Origin of the sequence: Clostridium sp. BSD2780061688st1 H5 (genome assembly GCF_005845155.1) — a bacterium.
In the GTDB taxonomy this organism is placed as follows: domain Bacteria; phylum Bacillota; class Clostridia; order Lachnospirales; family Lachnospiraceae; genus Claveliimonas; species Claveliimonas intestinigallinarum.
Genome location: NZ_SPGT01000025.1, coordinates 28,602 through 44,408 on the forward strand (window position 1 = coordinate 28,602; position 15,807 = coordinate 44,408).

14 protein-coding genes and 1 pseudogene are annotated in these 15,807 nt (G+C 43.0%); 1 reads left to right on the forward strand and 14 read right to left on the reverse strand.

Annotated features, from left to right (window positions below):
* From FGQ86_RS13530 to FGQ86_RS13550, 6 genes and pseudogenes are all read right to left on the reverse strand, one after another.
* Positions 1 to 1,506 carry an RNA-binding domain-containing protein gene (locus FGQ86_RS13530; RefSeq protein WP_138304650.1) on the reverse strand — a complete coding sequence of 502 codons (1,506 nt, stop codon included), beginning with the start codon at positions 1,504 to 1,506 and terminating at the stop codon, positions 1 to 3.
* A 60-nt stretch (positions 1,507 to 1,566) separates the two neighbouring features.
* Positions 1,567 to 2,043: a hypothetical protein gene (locus tag FGQ86_RS13535; RefSeq protein WP_138304652.1), complete on the reverse strand. Its 477-nt coding sequence runs from the start codon at positions 2,041 to 2,043 to the stop codon at positions 1,567 to 1,569.
* A gap of 163 nt (positions 2,044 to 2,206) precedes the next feature.
* Positions 2,207 to 2,320, reverse strand: a pseudogene (locus tag FGQ86_RS16740) (excinuclease ABC subunit B); the annotation flags it as partial.
* 209 nt (positions 2,321 to 2,529) lie between these two features.
* The gene (locus FGQ86_RS13540) at positions 2,530 to 3,519 is read right to left on the reverse strand and encodes an InlB B-repeat-containing protein (protein WP_171031577.1); all 990 of its coding nucleotides are present in this window, start codon (positions 3,517 to 3,519) and stop codon (positions 2,530 to 2,532) included.
* A 162-nt stretch (positions 3,520 to 3,681) separates the two neighbouring features.
* A complete protein-coding gene (locus tag FGQ86_RS13545; RefSeq protein WP_138304656.1) occupies positions 3,682 to 5,370 on the reverse strand; it encodes a carbon starvation protein A in 1,689 nt (562 codons plus the stop codon).
* 139 nt (positions 5,371 to 5,509) lie between these two features.
* A complete protein-coding gene (locus FGQ86_RS13550; protein WP_138304658.1) occupies positions 5,510 to 5,734 on the reverse strand; it encodes a hypothetical protein in 225 nt (74 codons plus the stop codon).
* A 229-nt stretch (positions 5,735 to 5,963) separates the two neighbouring features.
* Between FGQ86_RS13550 and FGQ86_RS13555 the strand changes: the two genes are divergently transcribed.
* Positions 5,964 to 6,638 carry an alpha/beta hydrolase-fold protein gene (locus FGQ86_RS13555; RefSeq protein ID WP_138304660.1) on the forward strand — a complete coding sequence of 225 codons (675 nt, stop codon included), beginning with the start codon at positions 5,964 to 5,966 and terminating at the stop codon, positions 6,636 to 6,638.
* Positions 6,639 to 6,837: 199 nt separating this feature from the next.
* On the opposite strand, the gene FGQ86_RS13560 is transcribed toward FGQ86_RS13555, so the two are convergent.
* The 8 genes from FGQ86_RS13560 to FGQ86_RS13595 form a co-directional block, all read right to left on the reverse strand.
* Complete coding sequence (locus FGQ86_RS13560; protein WP_207670743.1) at positions 6,838 to 7,734, reverse strand: hypothetical protein; 897 nt, start codon at positions 7,732 to 7,734, stop codon at positions 6,838 to 6,840.
* A gap of 15 nt (positions 7,735 to 7,749) precedes the next feature.
* The gene (locus FGQ86_RS13565) at positions 7,750 to 9,123 is read right to left on the reverse strand and encodes a cyclic GMP-AMP synthase DncV-like nucleotidyltransferase (protein ID WP_138304662.1); all 1,374 of its coding nucleotides are present in this window, start codon (positions 9,121 to 9,123) and stop codon (positions 7,750 to 7,752) included.
* 129 nt (positions 9,124 to 9,252) lie between these two features.
* Positions 9,253 to 9,477 (reverse strand): DUF2188 domain-containing protein, encoded by a 225-nt coding sequence (locus FGQ86_RS13570; protein WP_138304664.1) that lies wholly within the window; start codon positions 9,475 to 9,477, stop codon positions 9,253 to 9,255.
* 3 nt (positions 9,478 to 9,480) lie between these two features.
* A complete protein-coding gene (locus FGQ86_RS13575; RefSeq protein ID WP_138304666.1) occupies positions 9,481 to 10,404 on the reverse strand; it encodes a hypothetical protein in 924 nt (307 codons plus the stop codon).
* A gap of 274 nt (positions 10,405 to 10,678) precedes the next feature.
* On the reverse strand, positions 10,679 to 11,953 hold the full coding sequence (locus FGQ86_RS13580) for an ATP-binding protein (RefSeq protein WP_138304668.1): 1,275 nt from the start codon (positions 11,951 to 11,953) through the stop codon (positions 10,679 to 10,681).
* A gap of 221 nt (positions 11,954 to 12,174) precedes the next feature.
* Positions 12,175 to 13,746, reverse strand: a complete 1,572-nt coding sequence (locus tag FGQ86_RS13585; RefSeq protein ID WP_138304670.1) for a recombinase family protein — start codon at positions 13,744 to 13,746, stop codon at positions 12,175 to 12,177.
* Positions 13,733 to 14,164, reverse strand: coding sequence for a recombinase (locus FGQ86_RS13590; protein WP_138304672.1), 432 nt, complete (start codon positions 14,162 to 14,164; stop codon positions 13,733 to 13,735). The genes FGQ86_RS13585 and FGQ86_RS13590 overlap by 14 nt, the downstream gene beginning before the upstream one ends.
* Positions 14,161 to 15,723, reverse strand: coding sequence for a recombinase family protein (locus tag FGQ86_RS13595; protein WP_138304674.1), 1,563 nt, complete (start codon positions 15,721 to 15,723; stop codon positions 14,161 to 14,163). Before FGQ86_RS13595 ends, FGQ86_RS13590 begins: the two co-directional genes overlap by 4 nt.
* Between the last annotated feature and the right edge of the window lie 84 nt (positions 15,724 to 15,807).

Sequence of the window (15,807 nt, forward strand, 5' to 3'; positions counted from 1 at the left end):
TTAAAGCTCTTTATTTACAATCCAATATCCTCTTCTATTCGAACCTTTACGTTCCAGAATGCCTTCATCCCTCAATTCCTTGACATCCGTTTGAATCTGCTTCCTGGTTAATTTCAATCTTTCTGTAAGTTGTGTTTGAGTCATCGTTGGATTTTCTTCCAAAAGCTTCAATATTATTTTCTTTCTCTCAACTCCTTTTTTCAGCTCCTTTTCGGCTCCTTTTTGGCTCTTTTTCGGCTCCTTTTTAGGCACATTCTGAAATTTTTCATGAATATAGAATCTTGAGATGAAATAACTTCTCGCTTCATCTGTTTCAAATTCCGGTTTTGGAGACCCATTTGCCTCCAAGGCGTCTAATATTTTCTTAAATCCGGTATTTCTTCCTTCTGTCAGATGCAATTCTTTCAGGAAATCACCGATCCTGCGGTTTCTATACCGACGATTGGATACATGAAATGACTTCAGCCCTTCCAGAGTCACAGAACGATCAGGTCCAGGAAAACTCACAATTTCTATCTTGTCATTTTCCACTCTCACTTCTATCGGTTCTCGTTCATCATAACCACGGTGATATACAGCATTAGAGAGCGCTTCTTCAATCGCTGCCAGTGGATAATTAAAAAACCGATCTGCTTCCGGCCTGTCAGAATGCTTTACGACTTTTTCCGTAATGATGGAATTCCTGATATACTGCAGCGCTTCTCTAAGCTGTTGATGAATTGGTCCTTTAAATGTCTGTTCTATAATATTGTTTCCTCCCAATCCCTCTGGAAATTGAACGACATCTATCTGGGTATACGGGAAGAACTTATCAGGTTCCATATTAAAAAACATCAATCCAACATTCTTCGGCTTTGTGTATTCCGGAAGATTACAGATTATGTTCATATCATTACATACTTCAATAAAGTCCCCTGTCTTCGACTTTTCGTACAAAGAGCTTTTTACTTCTTTTAAATAGTTTTGAATAAGTGTAATGTTCAAATCTGAAATATCCGCCTGATGATTCACGCGATCATCGAAAGGTATCCGGTTAGCAAGATTAAATAAGTCTTTCTCTTCATCATCTGACGGTTCCACTGTATTCGACATTTTTCGGATATAATGAATACGCTCTTTATTATCTTTCGCCATTGTTTTAGGAGAAGAATAAGGTCTGCTGTCTCCTCCCGGACACCAAAGGACAATAAACTTCTTGTTCTGATAATCAACCACTTCCACTATCGGCATATATGCTGGTCTTATCAATTTACATTTTGCTAAAATACTTTTTTGATAAAAATCTATTTTGTCTGTAGGAACTCCTTTAAGAGGGTAGACAGGACGTCCATTGTTTTCTTCCACTCCAATAACAATATAGCCTCCGCCCCAGTTATCAAGATCATTGGCAAAGGCACAGACTGTTTTTAGAGAAGCTTCGGCATCCCATGTTTCTTTGAATTCTATTCGCGCCCACTCAACAACATCGCCAGAAAGTAACGTTTTTATATTGGTAGGGATTGCCATTAAATCACTCCTTTTATAAAAATAGAATTAACTACTTTTAGATCTGCTTATACATTATAGTCACATTTCATCATCGCGCACAAATTGATATCCTTGAGGATTCTTTTCTCCGTTCATTACAATGCAATAAATTTGATTACCCCCAACCATATGTATCAAATGTTGCGATAAAAGATTCATAATTTTTTTATACCATATAGGCATCATTCTTTCATAATAATGAGGATCTGTTTGCGAACCATAAGGATTCGAAACATGCATTAAAGTACCACATTTATCATATATTTTTATTGCATCCTCTTTTGATAAAAAATCATCATTTATTGTTATCCATTCTTTTATATTTGTATCCACAGTTTTTACAGGTATTAGATAAAATTTAGGATTAAGTCTTTCTAAATCTCGAAAAATATATTTTGCATTCCAATTAGATGAGAACTTTGCACTATACTCTTCATAAAGCTCTTTTTCACATACCACATTTCTTGAAGATATAAATCTAACCACTTTTTCTCCATCATTAATCGTCCCCAGCAAAAAGTTCGCTTGATATACTTTACTGCGAATCTGCCTCACAAAAAGTCACAAAATCATTTTGTCCGCCTGGTATCATCCAGTCCATTTAGCATCGTTCTATCCGCAAAATCCGGACGAAACAGCACGAAAAAAACACCAGATATACCACTTTCCCGCTCCCGGCATACCGGGAGACAAAGTACTCTACGGCGTTGTTCAGAAAGAATTCCCTGAACTCGCCGTAGAACTGTGCCGCCAGAGTTTTGTTATGAGTAATAATCAGCAACGGTTTATTTAATTTCGGCGATCGCCTGAGACTGGTAGCCAGTGAGTTTATTCTAATATGTCTTTAAAAACATTACGTATATACTTCCCCCGACAATTCGTCTTTTCGGACATTATAGCAAATATAGTGATAAAAGTATATAGGAAGAGGCGCAAAAAAAGTACAAATGTTCGATTGCACATCTGTACTTTTTTTCCATAGCTACATTTTATGTACTTCTTCTACTCTCCCGTATACCACACCGGGCGTCCGGCAATCTCTCCTCCCGCAGTGTAAAGGATCCCGTTTTCACTGTAATAATTCGGATTTCCGGCTTCCACTTCGATATACATCAGGTTCGGCAGGCCGTCAAATGCTCCCGGGGCAATGTACAGGATATTGGCGGAAATATAGATTTCCATGATCTGGCCGGCCACACCCGCAAGAGCTCCCGCCTCAATACCGGTACACGCGGAAACGCCCGGCAGCGCCAGAAGTCCATCCACAATGACACCCCCTGAAGTACAGGAAAGTATATGGCCCTCATCATCAGACACAAAGCCTTCCAGCTCACTCCAGCCCGCGTACAATTCCAGGACTGTCGTCCCCTCTTCCACCGCTTCAAAGGGCCTGGTACACGCCTCATCCAGATACCAGCCGTCAAACACCTTGCCAGGCCTCTGGGGAATATTCCAGTTCTCAGAGGAAACCGCATCCGCCTGCTCCGCGACAGTCGCCACAGCCGGACTGCCTCCATTTCCATACAGGTGTATCGTCAGCATGGCCGGCAGGACTTCCTCCGGCTCTTCTGCCAGACTGCCCTCTGCCTGGTCACTCTCCACAGGGATCGCAGATACGGCAGAACCACTTCCTGCCGGGACATCTGAGGGGACAGCCTGAGTCCCTAAATTTTCCATATTCTCCTGCACTTTCTGATCCACGGCAGGTGCCGGGATGGGAGCCGGAACAGAAAAATCAAGGCTGTCAGAAACGGAAAATGCCGACGGGATCATTCCCTGTTTTTCGTCCTCTACAGCCTGATTCCGCACAAAACTACTCTCCGCGCTGTATCCACGTTCATCTGCTCCGGAGCTGCTCAGGCTTTCTGCCGCTGTCCACAGGCAGACACCAAATATAACAAGGACCAGCACCTTGCACAGCTTTTCCACTACTGCCTCTCTATCCTGCTCTCCGTCCCACATATATCCGGATAGTCTAATGATTTCATCCATAGCTTCCGCCTCCATTCAATTTTTCTCTATTAAAATTATAAAGGACAGACGCCGGAAGAGGAAGTGGCATACCGACACATTTGGATGAATTTTTTAAGAAAGACGCGGGACAGCCCCGCTGCCCCGCGTCTCCTGATCACATAATAAGATAATAGATCCTGTTTATTTTTCTGCTTTCTTCTGGATCAGCTCTTTCCCGGAGGTGTACACGATAGTGACTCCCAGGATCATGAGGAGGACAGCCACGATAAGCTGCAGTCCCTCCACCATGAAGACGCCTGTTCCATCCATAAACGCCCTGACAAGGGAGATAAATCTCTGCACAAGGGCTGTGAAGGTGACAACCAGCATGATCACAAAGGGCGGAACCAGGGTCCGCAGCTCTCTTCCCGTCACCTTCAGGAACACGCACAGAGTGATCAGCACAAGAGCGCTCAGAAGCTGGTTGGCGCTTCCGAACAGAGGCCAGATGTTGGAGTATCCAACCTGGGTCAGTATGTAGCCAAATACCAGTGTGATCAGGGTGGAGAAATATTTGTTGCAGAGAACTCTTCTCCATCCCTCCGCATGCTCCATGTCATCCACGCTGAACAGCTCCTGGAAGGACATACGCCCGATCCTGGCGACGGAGTCCAGTGTGGTAAAGGCGAGTGCGGACACGCACATGGTCATAAAGCTCTGAGCCACATATACCGGGATGCCGAACATTTCCAGGAATCCTGCCACGCCTGACGAGAAGATCTGGAATGGCGTCCCCACCGCCGCAGTTCCGTCGGCGCCGGCAGCCGCTCCGGCTACGCAGAGGGCAACAACTGCCAGAAGACTCTCCAGCACCATGGCGCCGTAGCCTACCTTCTGCATATCCTTCTCATTAGAAACTGTCTTGGAGGACGTGCCCGATGAAACAAGACTGTGAAATCCGGACACAGCGCCGCAGGCCACTGTCACGAACAGGATCGGGAACAGAGTGCCAAGGCTCTCGTTCTGGAAGCCTGTAAATGCCGGCAGGTTCATAGTCGGATGGGCAAACACAAGCCCCAGGACAGCGCCGGCGATCATGCCGATGAACATGAAGGTGGACATGTAATCCCTGGGCTGCATAACAAACCACATGGGCAGCACAGCCGCCAGGAAGATGTAGGCAAAGGCAATGTACACCCACATTTCTTTTCCCAGGATCACAGGGAAATTCATACCAAAGACAAAGGCCAGCACTGTGCACACCAGGCCGAACACGACCTCCTTCCAGCCGCTCAGCTTCAGCTTGTGCTGCAGCACGCCGAACACAACCGCGAACAGGATAAAGAACAGGGAAATACTTCCGGCCGCGCCGTTTACTGTGGCGTTCTCTGAGAGAGTCTGCACCCCGTCCGTCACCACGTAGGCGTTAAAGGTATCTGCTACCATGTCCGCGAAGGCGGCGATGACGATCAGGCAGAACAGCCAGCAGAAGCCGAGGAACAGCTTGCGGCCTGTGCTTCCGATATATTTTTCAATCAGCAGTCCCATGGATTTCCCGTCGTTTTTCACGCTGGCGTAGAGGGCTCCGAAGTCTGTAACAGCCCCGAAGAAGATGCCCCCCAGGATGATCCACAGAAGCACCGGCAGCCAGCCGAAGGCGGCTGCCTGAATAGCGCCTGTCACAGGGCCCGCCCCCGCGATGGAGGAAAACTGGTGGGCAAATACAGTCCATCCATCTGTAGGCACATAATCCTGCCCGTCATTGTGAACAACCGCAGGTGTCTTCGCCTTTGGGTCAATGCCCCACTTTTTCGCCAGCCAGCGCCCGTACAGAACATACGCCGCAAAAAGACACACGGCGGCGATCAATACAATTACCAATGTGTTCATTTCTCTTCTCTCCTTATAAGTGTAATAGATATATTTTCAAATCATAAAGAACCTCAATAAAAAAACGCCCTCCGACAAATCTCTTCTGTCAGAAGACGAAATATATTCCGCGTTACCACTTCTCTTACCGGTTTCCCGGTCACTCATCCCCGTCATCCGGCTCACGCCTGCCTCTCTTAAAGGGCAGTCCTGCCGGGCAAACAGGTTTCCTTCTATCGGTGGAAAGCCGGTCCGGGTTACTCTGTCTCCATTTCACCCTGACTGCTCGCAGGTGATGGCTTTCTGTGGCGTGCTGCCCCCTCGCACCAGCCGGGGGCTCTCTGAAAGCAGGGAGCCAGGGAAGGTCGTGTCCTGTTCTTCGCATCAGCTCTTTATAATTTACGTTTATTATAACTCTGTTTTTGGCATTGTCAATAAAAAAACAGATTTTGCTCTGTTTTTTCCGTTTTTCACATATTTTCCTTTTGCGCTGCGGATTTTTTCTCCACTTTTCACAGAGGGCCGGATGAATGGACAAAGCTGTCCCTTTGCTTCCTTGTCGGGATATAGTATAATTTTAGAAAAAAATCAGGAAAAAGGAGCGACTGAAGCAAATGCTTTCTTTTACGACAGCAAATAAAAAAATCACTGTCTTCCCAAGCGCGGAGCCGAACCGCCCGATCATCTACCTGAACACCTTCGGGGAGGAGGCAGAGCAGGTTCTCCAGGTTCTGCGGGATGGAGCCGGGTCAGATTTCACACTGGCGGCAGTCAGCAGCCTGGACTGGAACCGGGATATGGTCCCCTGGGATATTCCGCCCATTTCGGCAAACAGCGCCCCCTGCATCGGAGGGGCGGATCATTATCTGAGGCTGCTGCTGGAAAGCATCCTTCCTAAAGCAAAGGAGGCAGTCAGAGGCACTCCCCCGTGGCGGGGACTTGCAGGCTATTCTCTCGCCGGACTGTTCGCAGTGTACGCCATTTACCAGACGGATGTATTCTCCCGCATTGCCAGCGTCTCCGGCTCCCTTTGGTTTCCGGGGATCAGGGAATACATCTTTTCCCGCCAGCCGGTAAGATGGCCGGATCATATGTATTTTTCCCTGGGAGACAGGGAGCACAGAACCCGAAACAGATCTATGAAATGCGTGCGGTCAAACACAGAGGAGATCGCCTCCTTCTACAAAGAGCAGGGGATTGATACCGTATTCCGGCTAAATCCCGGCAACCACTTCAAAAACGCCGCAGAGCGCAGCGCTGCCGGGATTGGGTGGATGCTGAGCAGATAGATAAGCAGTAAACGGATTTGCCAGGGACATGGTCTGTCATCTGGCGAGCAGAGCCACGGCCTCCACATGGCACGAGAGGACAGAAAGTACGTCATTTGCCGGGCGGTTCATCCGATTTGATCCACCGCTGTTTCTGCCCTCTCGGTCGTATGTGGAAATATATCAACTGGTCATATTCTAAATCTGTTTTCACGGTATTTTAAAGATCTACTACATATTTCTTTTTATAATCTGAAGTTCGTATTAATTTTTGAGTATTCTCTTGTAAAATCTTCGAAGTGTGATCAGCTATAATCTCTTGTAACTGATCAGTGCCAGCTTTTATTCCTAATGAATTAATCTGTTCAGCCGTAGCAAACAAATATTGTTCTGAGGACATACTTTTTAATCTTTTTAATTCATTTTCTTGCTCTGGATCAAGTTCTACCTCTAAAATATCTGCCATTAACAATTCATAACAACGAAAATGTTGACTAAATTGAATTTTTTCAAAATGTCTCCCACAGTATCGATAGCTTAATCGATTAAAGTGTACTAATCCGGAATCAATTAATTCTTCTTTAAATTCCCTGCTCAAATTTTCAATTTGCTCTCGATCATTAGTTTTATCAAATCTTCGTACAAACTTTCTTAAAAACCTATCTGGAACCCAAATACGATAATCAAGTTTTGAAGATTCATCAATAGGAATCTTATCATCATCAGAGGCAGAATATTTTTGTCTTAATACAACCGCTTCTTCTGGTTTCATTTTGTAAACACCTCCAACAGGTTGGTATTTACCCGTACCTCTCGCATTTTGCACAAGAAAATATTCATTATCTATTTTTATTCTAAACAAATATGCAAATGACAATCTAATTTTATCTTCTTTTCTAATGAATTTTCCTCGCTCATACTTACGCTGAGATTCTTTCCAATTACAATCATCAAATATATCCTCAATGCTTGTAATCATATAAGGAATAGTTAAACCAGCAAGTAAACCTGCTATGGAACTGCCTACTGGCAAGTTATTGATTTCAAATATTACAATAATAATGAGCTCCCCCAAAGATAATAATGACCAGAGTGCTGCCTTTACAATTTTTTTCATTTGAGCCTCCTTTTATTATCTCGATATTGGTACCTTTATATGACCAATAGCTATACATACATTATTTTTAATCAAATAACATTCAATATAATGTGGACCATAAAATTTTGTATTTTCAGTTATTTCGTTACCTCTATCTTGAATTTGACCTCGAATGTCATTTAATCTTTCGGCCTCTTCTCCTACATTTCTTACTTTCCATAACACCTTATCATACGATGGAGCATTTGTATGTTTAATCTTACATTTAACAGAAAAATTATGCGGAATAAATCCGCCAAACTTCTGAAAATACTTTTCAATAAATTCTCCAATTGGCATTACTAGAAAACCTTTTCCCGTAACCTTACAATCAATAATTACATCATACTGATCATTGATATCATATAATTCATCAATGAATTGTTCTGTATCGTTAAATGCAACAGCTTTTTTAACAGAAAATGTTTCGCTTACTACATTATCAACCAAATTTTCCCAATATGTGTGGTCAAAAAACTTATTCCATGCGTGTACAGCTTGTCCATATGTACAATCTTCCATGAACAATATATCTAAATCTTTTAACTTTGAATTAAGTCGATTTTTCCAATTACCCATTCTCTGCTCATCAATTTGTCGATACACCAGTTCACGTCCATTATCTACAGGCGCAGCAACAGTTACATCCTTTTCCAGGCGCTCACTTATAGCTTTCATAGTATAATAAAATTTCTCATCTATTCTACTATATTCCTCCTTAAATTGTTCATCACAAAGAACTGTTTGTAATAAACCTGATGGCATATTCTTCCATGATGCTCTAGATTTACAAAACATTTTAGATAAACGAATAATTTTTCTTAAATCTTTTCCTTTATCTTTTATTTCATTTGAAAACCATTCCTCAAGCGCTTTAACATCTCTTTGCGACCACTCAGCTCCAGCGTGTTCATACATATAATCCTTATCGGTTGGATTGTTTTTATATCTACGATAAATGGCAAAATCTACATGATACCCTTCGGCATATTTAATTCTGACACAACTTGTTTTAACTTCTGGTTCTGTATTAAATTGTTTGGTCTTTTTCTTTAAAGCATTGGCAACCATATTACGAGCGGCTAACGGTCCTAAATCTCCTAAATTATTTTTTTCAAACACAATTGCTACATCAATATCATAATCATTTTGATCATTCTGAACAACTGTAGACATTGCCATACTTCCCTGAATTCTATCTTCACAAATTTTATATTCTGTCCCATGTTCTTCATTATATTCTAAAAGTCCATCCTTCAAACGCTTAATATTCCGTTTCCTTTTTTCTCTTAAAGAATTTTGTTCAGCAGCTGATAGCACAACCTCCGTACGATAAAAGGTGTTAAATTGTTGTGACATGTCATACATCCATCATTCCTCCCTATATGAATCTAATATTAAAAGTGGGATAAAATATCCTCTTGATTTTTTTCTAATCAATGGATCTCTATCCCACATGTCATTCTTATGACCCATGTTGTAAATTCTTAATAATTATTATCCTTTTGGTGGAAACGGATCATTACCATATGAATCTCTCTCTCGTATTCTTCCATTTCTTCCATGAATGAAAAGTTCCGATTCTTGTCTACGCGCAATTTCTCTTGCACGTTCAATAGCCTCTGCTTGCGTCTCTGTACGAATCGTTGCCCTTAAATTATTCTCACCTTTTACCTGCCATCCTCCATCCTTATGTGGCGTAACATGCTGATTCTTTCCCATATCTCATTCCTCCATTAGCGCATCAATGTTCTGTTTCCAATTGTCATTATGAATTAATCGAGCATCATGTAATCCAGCATTAAGAATTTCAGCCTTGGTTAATTTAGACAAAAGCTTCCAGTCTGCTCCAAATACATATGTAGCATTATTCGTATATACACTTTCAAGCACATATATATTCCGGCTCTTAAACCCAAAAATAACATACCCACTAAATCCAGATTTTCCATAAGCACGAAAATCCGGGTGAAAGCCATTAATGTACTCGCATTTATCCAGTAACATTTTTCTGGCAGTCTTACTTTTATGTTCAGATATTTTTTCCAATTCTGCTTTCACTTTTTCCCAAGGATATTCCCCTGGCGGAAGAATCTCCCAATTTAGTCTTATAATATGCGTAGGTTCAAGTTCATGAAATGAATCTGATAAAACTTCGCATTCGCCAAAATTGGTCAAAAATATGTTCGCTGTATTGATCAGCAGTTTCTCATTATTATCACAAAACTCCAATGGTTCCGTTGCTATAATCAAATGACCTTCATCATCATATTTTATAAACAACTCTACACTATATGGCTGATATTCTATTTGTGGATATCTTTCCCTGGGAATGTCCACATACTCTGAAACTTCTCTCGTTTCTCCACGTCCCGCCCATTCATGACGTGTCCACCATAAAGTCTGGTAATATTTTTCTTTTGGCTTGCTTTTATCTGGCACATAAAACTTTTCTGCATTTCTCATTGTCGCTGGATTGATTGCTGCAGGAAGAATTGTCTCCCCTTCATTAAGATCTGTTGAAAAACCTAATTCCACAAGTTTCTCTTTAAATCTAATTGCATTTTGTAAAACAAATACTACTTTCTGCCCTTTCTCAAGCCAACTTAAACTAGATAGTTTATTAATTCTTTTTTTCTTTAAAATCAATAAGTGTTCCTCCTTATTTCATAAAATATATCTATGTGTAAAAGGAGAAATGACCAAAGTACTTATCTATTTTTATGGCGCAATAGCTACCATATCGCTACAATTCTATCATCGTTTTCCTCCTGCATCTAATTTTCTAATTGAATTTCCGTAGCAACCATGGTATTATTGGATTGGATTATTTTACATTGCGCCATGGTCATTTCATCCATGGTTGCTACCTGTGGCGGATATCCGCCGTTAGAACCAAAGCGGCAACTTTGGTTCTTTTTTATTACAAATCCGGAATATTCGGAATTGCCCCAAATACTCCTTGAAGATATTTTGCTCCGATATTATCATTTCCTCTCACATTTGGGAAATTGCTCAATCGGTTTATCATTGTTTCACCAAAAGTATTCTTATCTGTAAACCACACCTGATCTCTTCTCACTTCATTAAGCAACAAGGTATCATGAGTAGTACAAACCAGCTGTGCATGATAGGGATTTGTTTCATCAGAATTAAACAAGCCTACTAGTAATTTAACCAAATTAGGATGCAAACCATTTTCAATTTCATCAATAAATAACGTATTCCCTGTGTCCAAAGTTTCAAAAATTGCTGGTAGCACTCTCAGCATTCGAATTGTTCCGTTTGATTCATATTTTAGAAATGGCAGTTCGACTTCATCAACACGCTTATGATCCTTATAGATAGCATGTAATGACTGAATGCTTACATGGATGTTTTTAATAACCAGTTCCTTATTCTCTAAATCATCCTCACCTAAAACGTGCTTATCTAATTTTGATTCCAAATCAACCTTTAAATCAGTCAAAGTTGGATCAGCAATCTTAAGATATTTCAGATATCTTTTTATAGCCTTTTCGTTCGTATTATCTTCATCAAAATCTGGAGCATTACCTACAGATGCCATATTTATAACACGATAATTCATTATCTCATTTAGAATTTTATTTGCAAGCGGATTATTCAACATAGCCGCCATAGCCAGGCAAAGTGCATCATCTCTAACTACCGTTACCATACCTTTAAAAGAAGCCAAACCAGATCTAAGCAGTATATCTTCATATTTAGGAGAAGTTCTTTTAATGAGAATCTCCGTTCTTTTATTCTTTTTTGTCAACAATTCTCTTTGAATTTTTCCATCCTGAACTGCGAAAGAATATGAATATAGTATTCCTTCTAATAACACCTGTATTTCAAAAAAAGTTTCCCTACTTTTACAGTCAACATCGAACTTAAATGTCTCGATTGGCGAAGCCAGTTCCTTCTTTATGGCTGGAACTTCTAGTAGCTTATTATTATTGGCTCCCAAGACAGTTGACATAATAATCATCTTCTGCATTTTGGTTAAAGCCGATAAGAAATTTGTCTTTCCCGATCCATTGGCTCCATATATATAGGAAATTTTATTGTAGTTATGACCACTTACTTCAAAAGTGTTTTTTCCCAAAAATTCTTTTTTTAAGCTTTCGCATACTGTAGTAATTCCTGTGACTTCTTTAAATGGTCCTGTATTTCCAACTGAAAATGAAACAAACATGATTGCACCATACCCTTTCTGTTGAAAGTATTATACTGTATCTCAATCAGCCTGTCAATAGTTATTTTATGTTTTCGTATTTTTTTTCTATATTCATCTTTAACTAAATTCCATCTGCTGTTTTTCTGGCTCTTTTTTCGAATTTACATCAAAAATCACGTTTTACATACAAAAGAAGTGTTCTGCCACTATTTATATCTGCAAAACACTTCCCATTTATCTTATCTTTGTATAGATATTGATACCCCGGATTTGAATTCCACCTCAAACCGTTCATCGTAAACCGTGACTTTCTCTATCAGCCGCCGCACCAGCAGTTCATCGTACTCCGTAACCTCTGTGGACTGCTGTTCCAGAAACTCCCGCATCTCCCTGAGCCGCTGTTTCAGTCCTTCCCGCTCAGCGCTCTCCACCAGAGCATTCTGTTTCAATTCCCGCAGTCGGTCAATCTCATCCGCAACACTGTTATAATCCTTTTTCGAATTTGCCAGCTTCAGAAGTTCCTTTTGCAGGTCTAACAGCTTTGCCTCAATCCCTTCCACTGAGGTTCCGTCCTCCTGCCGGATCACTGTCTCCACGTTCTCCTGGAGAGTAGCCATCATACTTTCTCTTTTTCCCAGCGCAAGATTAATCGCCTTTACCACCGCCGCCTGCAGATCCGGCTCCTGAATGGTCGGCGCGTCACAGCCAGTTGGCCCATGTTCCACACGGGTGCAGCACCGCCACACGGTGGAATGTTTTCCCCGGTTATTCCATGCGATCCGCCGGTAAATCTCGCCGCACTTGGAGCAGTAAACAATGCTGGATAAGGCATACTTGCTGCTGTAAACCCGCTTTTTCCGGTTAGCTCCGCTGTGGAGGTTCGCCCGCCGGATCATCTCCTCCTGTACCTGCATATAAAGGTCACGGGGAATGATGGGCTCATGACTGTTTTCCACATAATACTGTGGAACAATGCCCTTGTTCTGTACCCGTTTTTTATTGAGGAAATCAACGGTATAGGTTTTCTGCAAAAGGGCGTCTCCGATGTACTTTTCATTCTGCAGGATCTTCTTCAGTGTTTCCGGGCGCCACTTCGTTTTCCCTGCCCCGGTGAGAATGCCGTCCGCTTCCAGGCCGCGCCCGATCTGGAGCAGGCTTGCCCCTTCCAGGTACTCCCGGTAGATCCGCTTTACCACCTCCGCCTCCGCAGGCTCTATGACCAGATTTCCTTCCTCATCCTTTGTGTATCCAAGGAACCGGCTGTGGTTGACCCGTACCTCTCCATTCTGAAAACGGTACTGCAGGCCGAGTTTGATGTTCTGGCTCAGGGACTGACTTTCCTGCTGTGCCAGGCTCGCCATGATAGTAAGCAAAACCTCACCCTTGGAATCCATAGTGTTGATGTTCTCTTTTTCAAAGAAAACCGGGATGTTTTTCTCCTTCAGTTCCCGGATATATTTCAGGCAATCCAGAGTATTTCTGGCAAACCGGCTGATTGACTTGGTAATGATCATATCAATGTTTCCGTCCATGCAGTCCTGGATCATGCGGTTAAATTCCTCTCGCTTTTTCGTATTCGTTCCGGTGATCCCGTCATCAGCATAAATCCCGGCCAGTTCCCATTCCGGATTCTTCTGGATAAACTGCGTATAATGCGCCACCTGCACCTCATAGCTGGATGCCTGCTCCTCACTATCCGTAGAAACCCGACAGTAAGCAGCGACTTTCAGCTTTGGCCGCTGCCCAATTGCGGCGGTATTTCCTACCCGCTTTCTGGCGGGGATCACGGTAATATTCCTACTTAGTTCCATCCCCATCCACCTCGCTCTCAATCAAACTGTATGCATACGCCGCCTGCTCAAAGGGATCGTCAGAAACCTTTTTCACTGCAGGCATGGTAAAATTGGTAGGGAAGAGGATGTCCTTCTTTTCTTCCAGTTCCCACACCCGCCCCAGCGCTTTTGCCCGACTCATGCGTATTTCTTCTGCCTTATCGAAGGTTTCTTTGTCGATAATGGCAGGATAGTAATCATCTCCAAGATACTTCTTATTCCGGAGCATCCTTCCGGCGCTCCCGTGGTACAGATTTAATCCGACCTTCTCAGCGGCGCGCATAAGCGCCATACCAGAAATATAGTTCTGAAAAAAATCCCGCACCGTAGCGGCCTGTTCTTCATCAATGATCGCCCGGCCGTTTTCAATCCGGTATCCATACGGAATGTGTCTCATGGTTCCACCAGCCTTTCTTTCAAGGACAGTCCGCATTTCCATTCAAAAACCACTTCTTTTCTGGACAGTACGGTGATCCGCTCCACGAAGGAAAGAAAAATTTCATCATCGAATTCTGTCATCATGGTTCCTTTGGATGTAAACCGGAGCAGCCGCTGCAGTTCCTCAATTTTGACCATATCTCCATTGACAGAGCGCATCAGCCCATCCTTTTCCTGCCGCAGGGCTTCCGCTTCCGCTGCAAGTTCATTACTTTCCTTATTAAAAAGAGCAGGCTCCAGATAGCCGCTTGCCATCAGGTTCGTCAGCACCTGTTTCTGCCCCCTGTTTTTCTCGATTGCCGTTTCCAGTTCTTCAATCTTTAGCAGCCGAGATTGATCATTCAGCCCCCGCAGGCTTTGCAAAAGAGGACGCAGCACCATCTGATGTCCAAAGACCAGCTTGTTCATCATGGTAACAAACGCCAGTTTCAAAGCATCATCCGTGATGTATTTCTGCGAACAGCTTTCCTTATCTTTCAGATGATTGGCACAAGCCCAGGCCACATACTGGCCGCTGGGTTTATAATGCATCCGTCTCTTATATTTGCCGCCGCATTCTCCACAGCAGATCCGGCCGGAAAAGCCGTACCGGTTCTGGTATCTCCCAGTGTCATGGCCATTTCCTTTTTCACGCCCCCGCTGTTTCAAAACCGCATTGGCCAGTTCAAACTCTTCCTTGCCAATGATTGCTTCATGGTGGTCCTGCATGAGATACTGGTCAAGCTCTCCCCGGTTTTGGTGTCGGTTAAAGCTGCTGTCCGTATAGGTCTTCTGGAACAGGACGTCACCCGTATACTTTTCATTCCCGATGATGGCGTTGACGGTACCCGGCGTCCAATGTCCGCCCTTCTTGGCAGCAACGCCCCGCTCATTCAGTTCCTCCGCAATCTCGTGGGTACTTTTCCCCGCAAGCGTGTCCGCAAAGATCTGTTTCACGATCTCCGCCTGTTTCGGCACGATCACCATCTCCCCGTCCACATTGTCATAACCATATGGGGGATAGGAAATGATGAAGGTTCCATTCTGAAAACGCCGCTTGATACCCCACTTCTCATTTTCAGAAATGGACACCGACTCGCTTTCTGCCAGACTGCTTAAAATGGAAAGCATTAATTCACTCTCCATGGAACCCGTGTTTAGATTTTCTTTTTCAAAATAGATGTAGATATTTAAGTCCAGCAGCTTCCGCACCAATTCCAGACAGTCTGTGGTATTTCTTGCAAAACGGCTGATGGATTTGGTAATGACGAAGTCAATCGTTCCTCTCTCGCAGGCGGCAACCATCGCCAGCAGCCCCTCCCGCTTTTCTTTTTTCGTACCGGAAATGCCTTCGTCATAGTAAAGTCCGGCAAACTCCCACGCATCATTGGATTTGATATAATTCTCATAGTGGGCCTTCTGCGCTGCCAGACTAACAAGCTGTTCTTCACTAGCTGTAGATACCCGGCAGTAGGCCGCCACTCTAAGTTTTCTCTTTTCGAGGAGCATATTTTCTTCAATCTTTGTGATCCGTTTCATCCTCTCACCTCTCTCGTATTATAAAGTAGTAGTGTTTATAGACCCTCTCCAAGGTCTTAATACTATTTCTATCATAGCTATTCT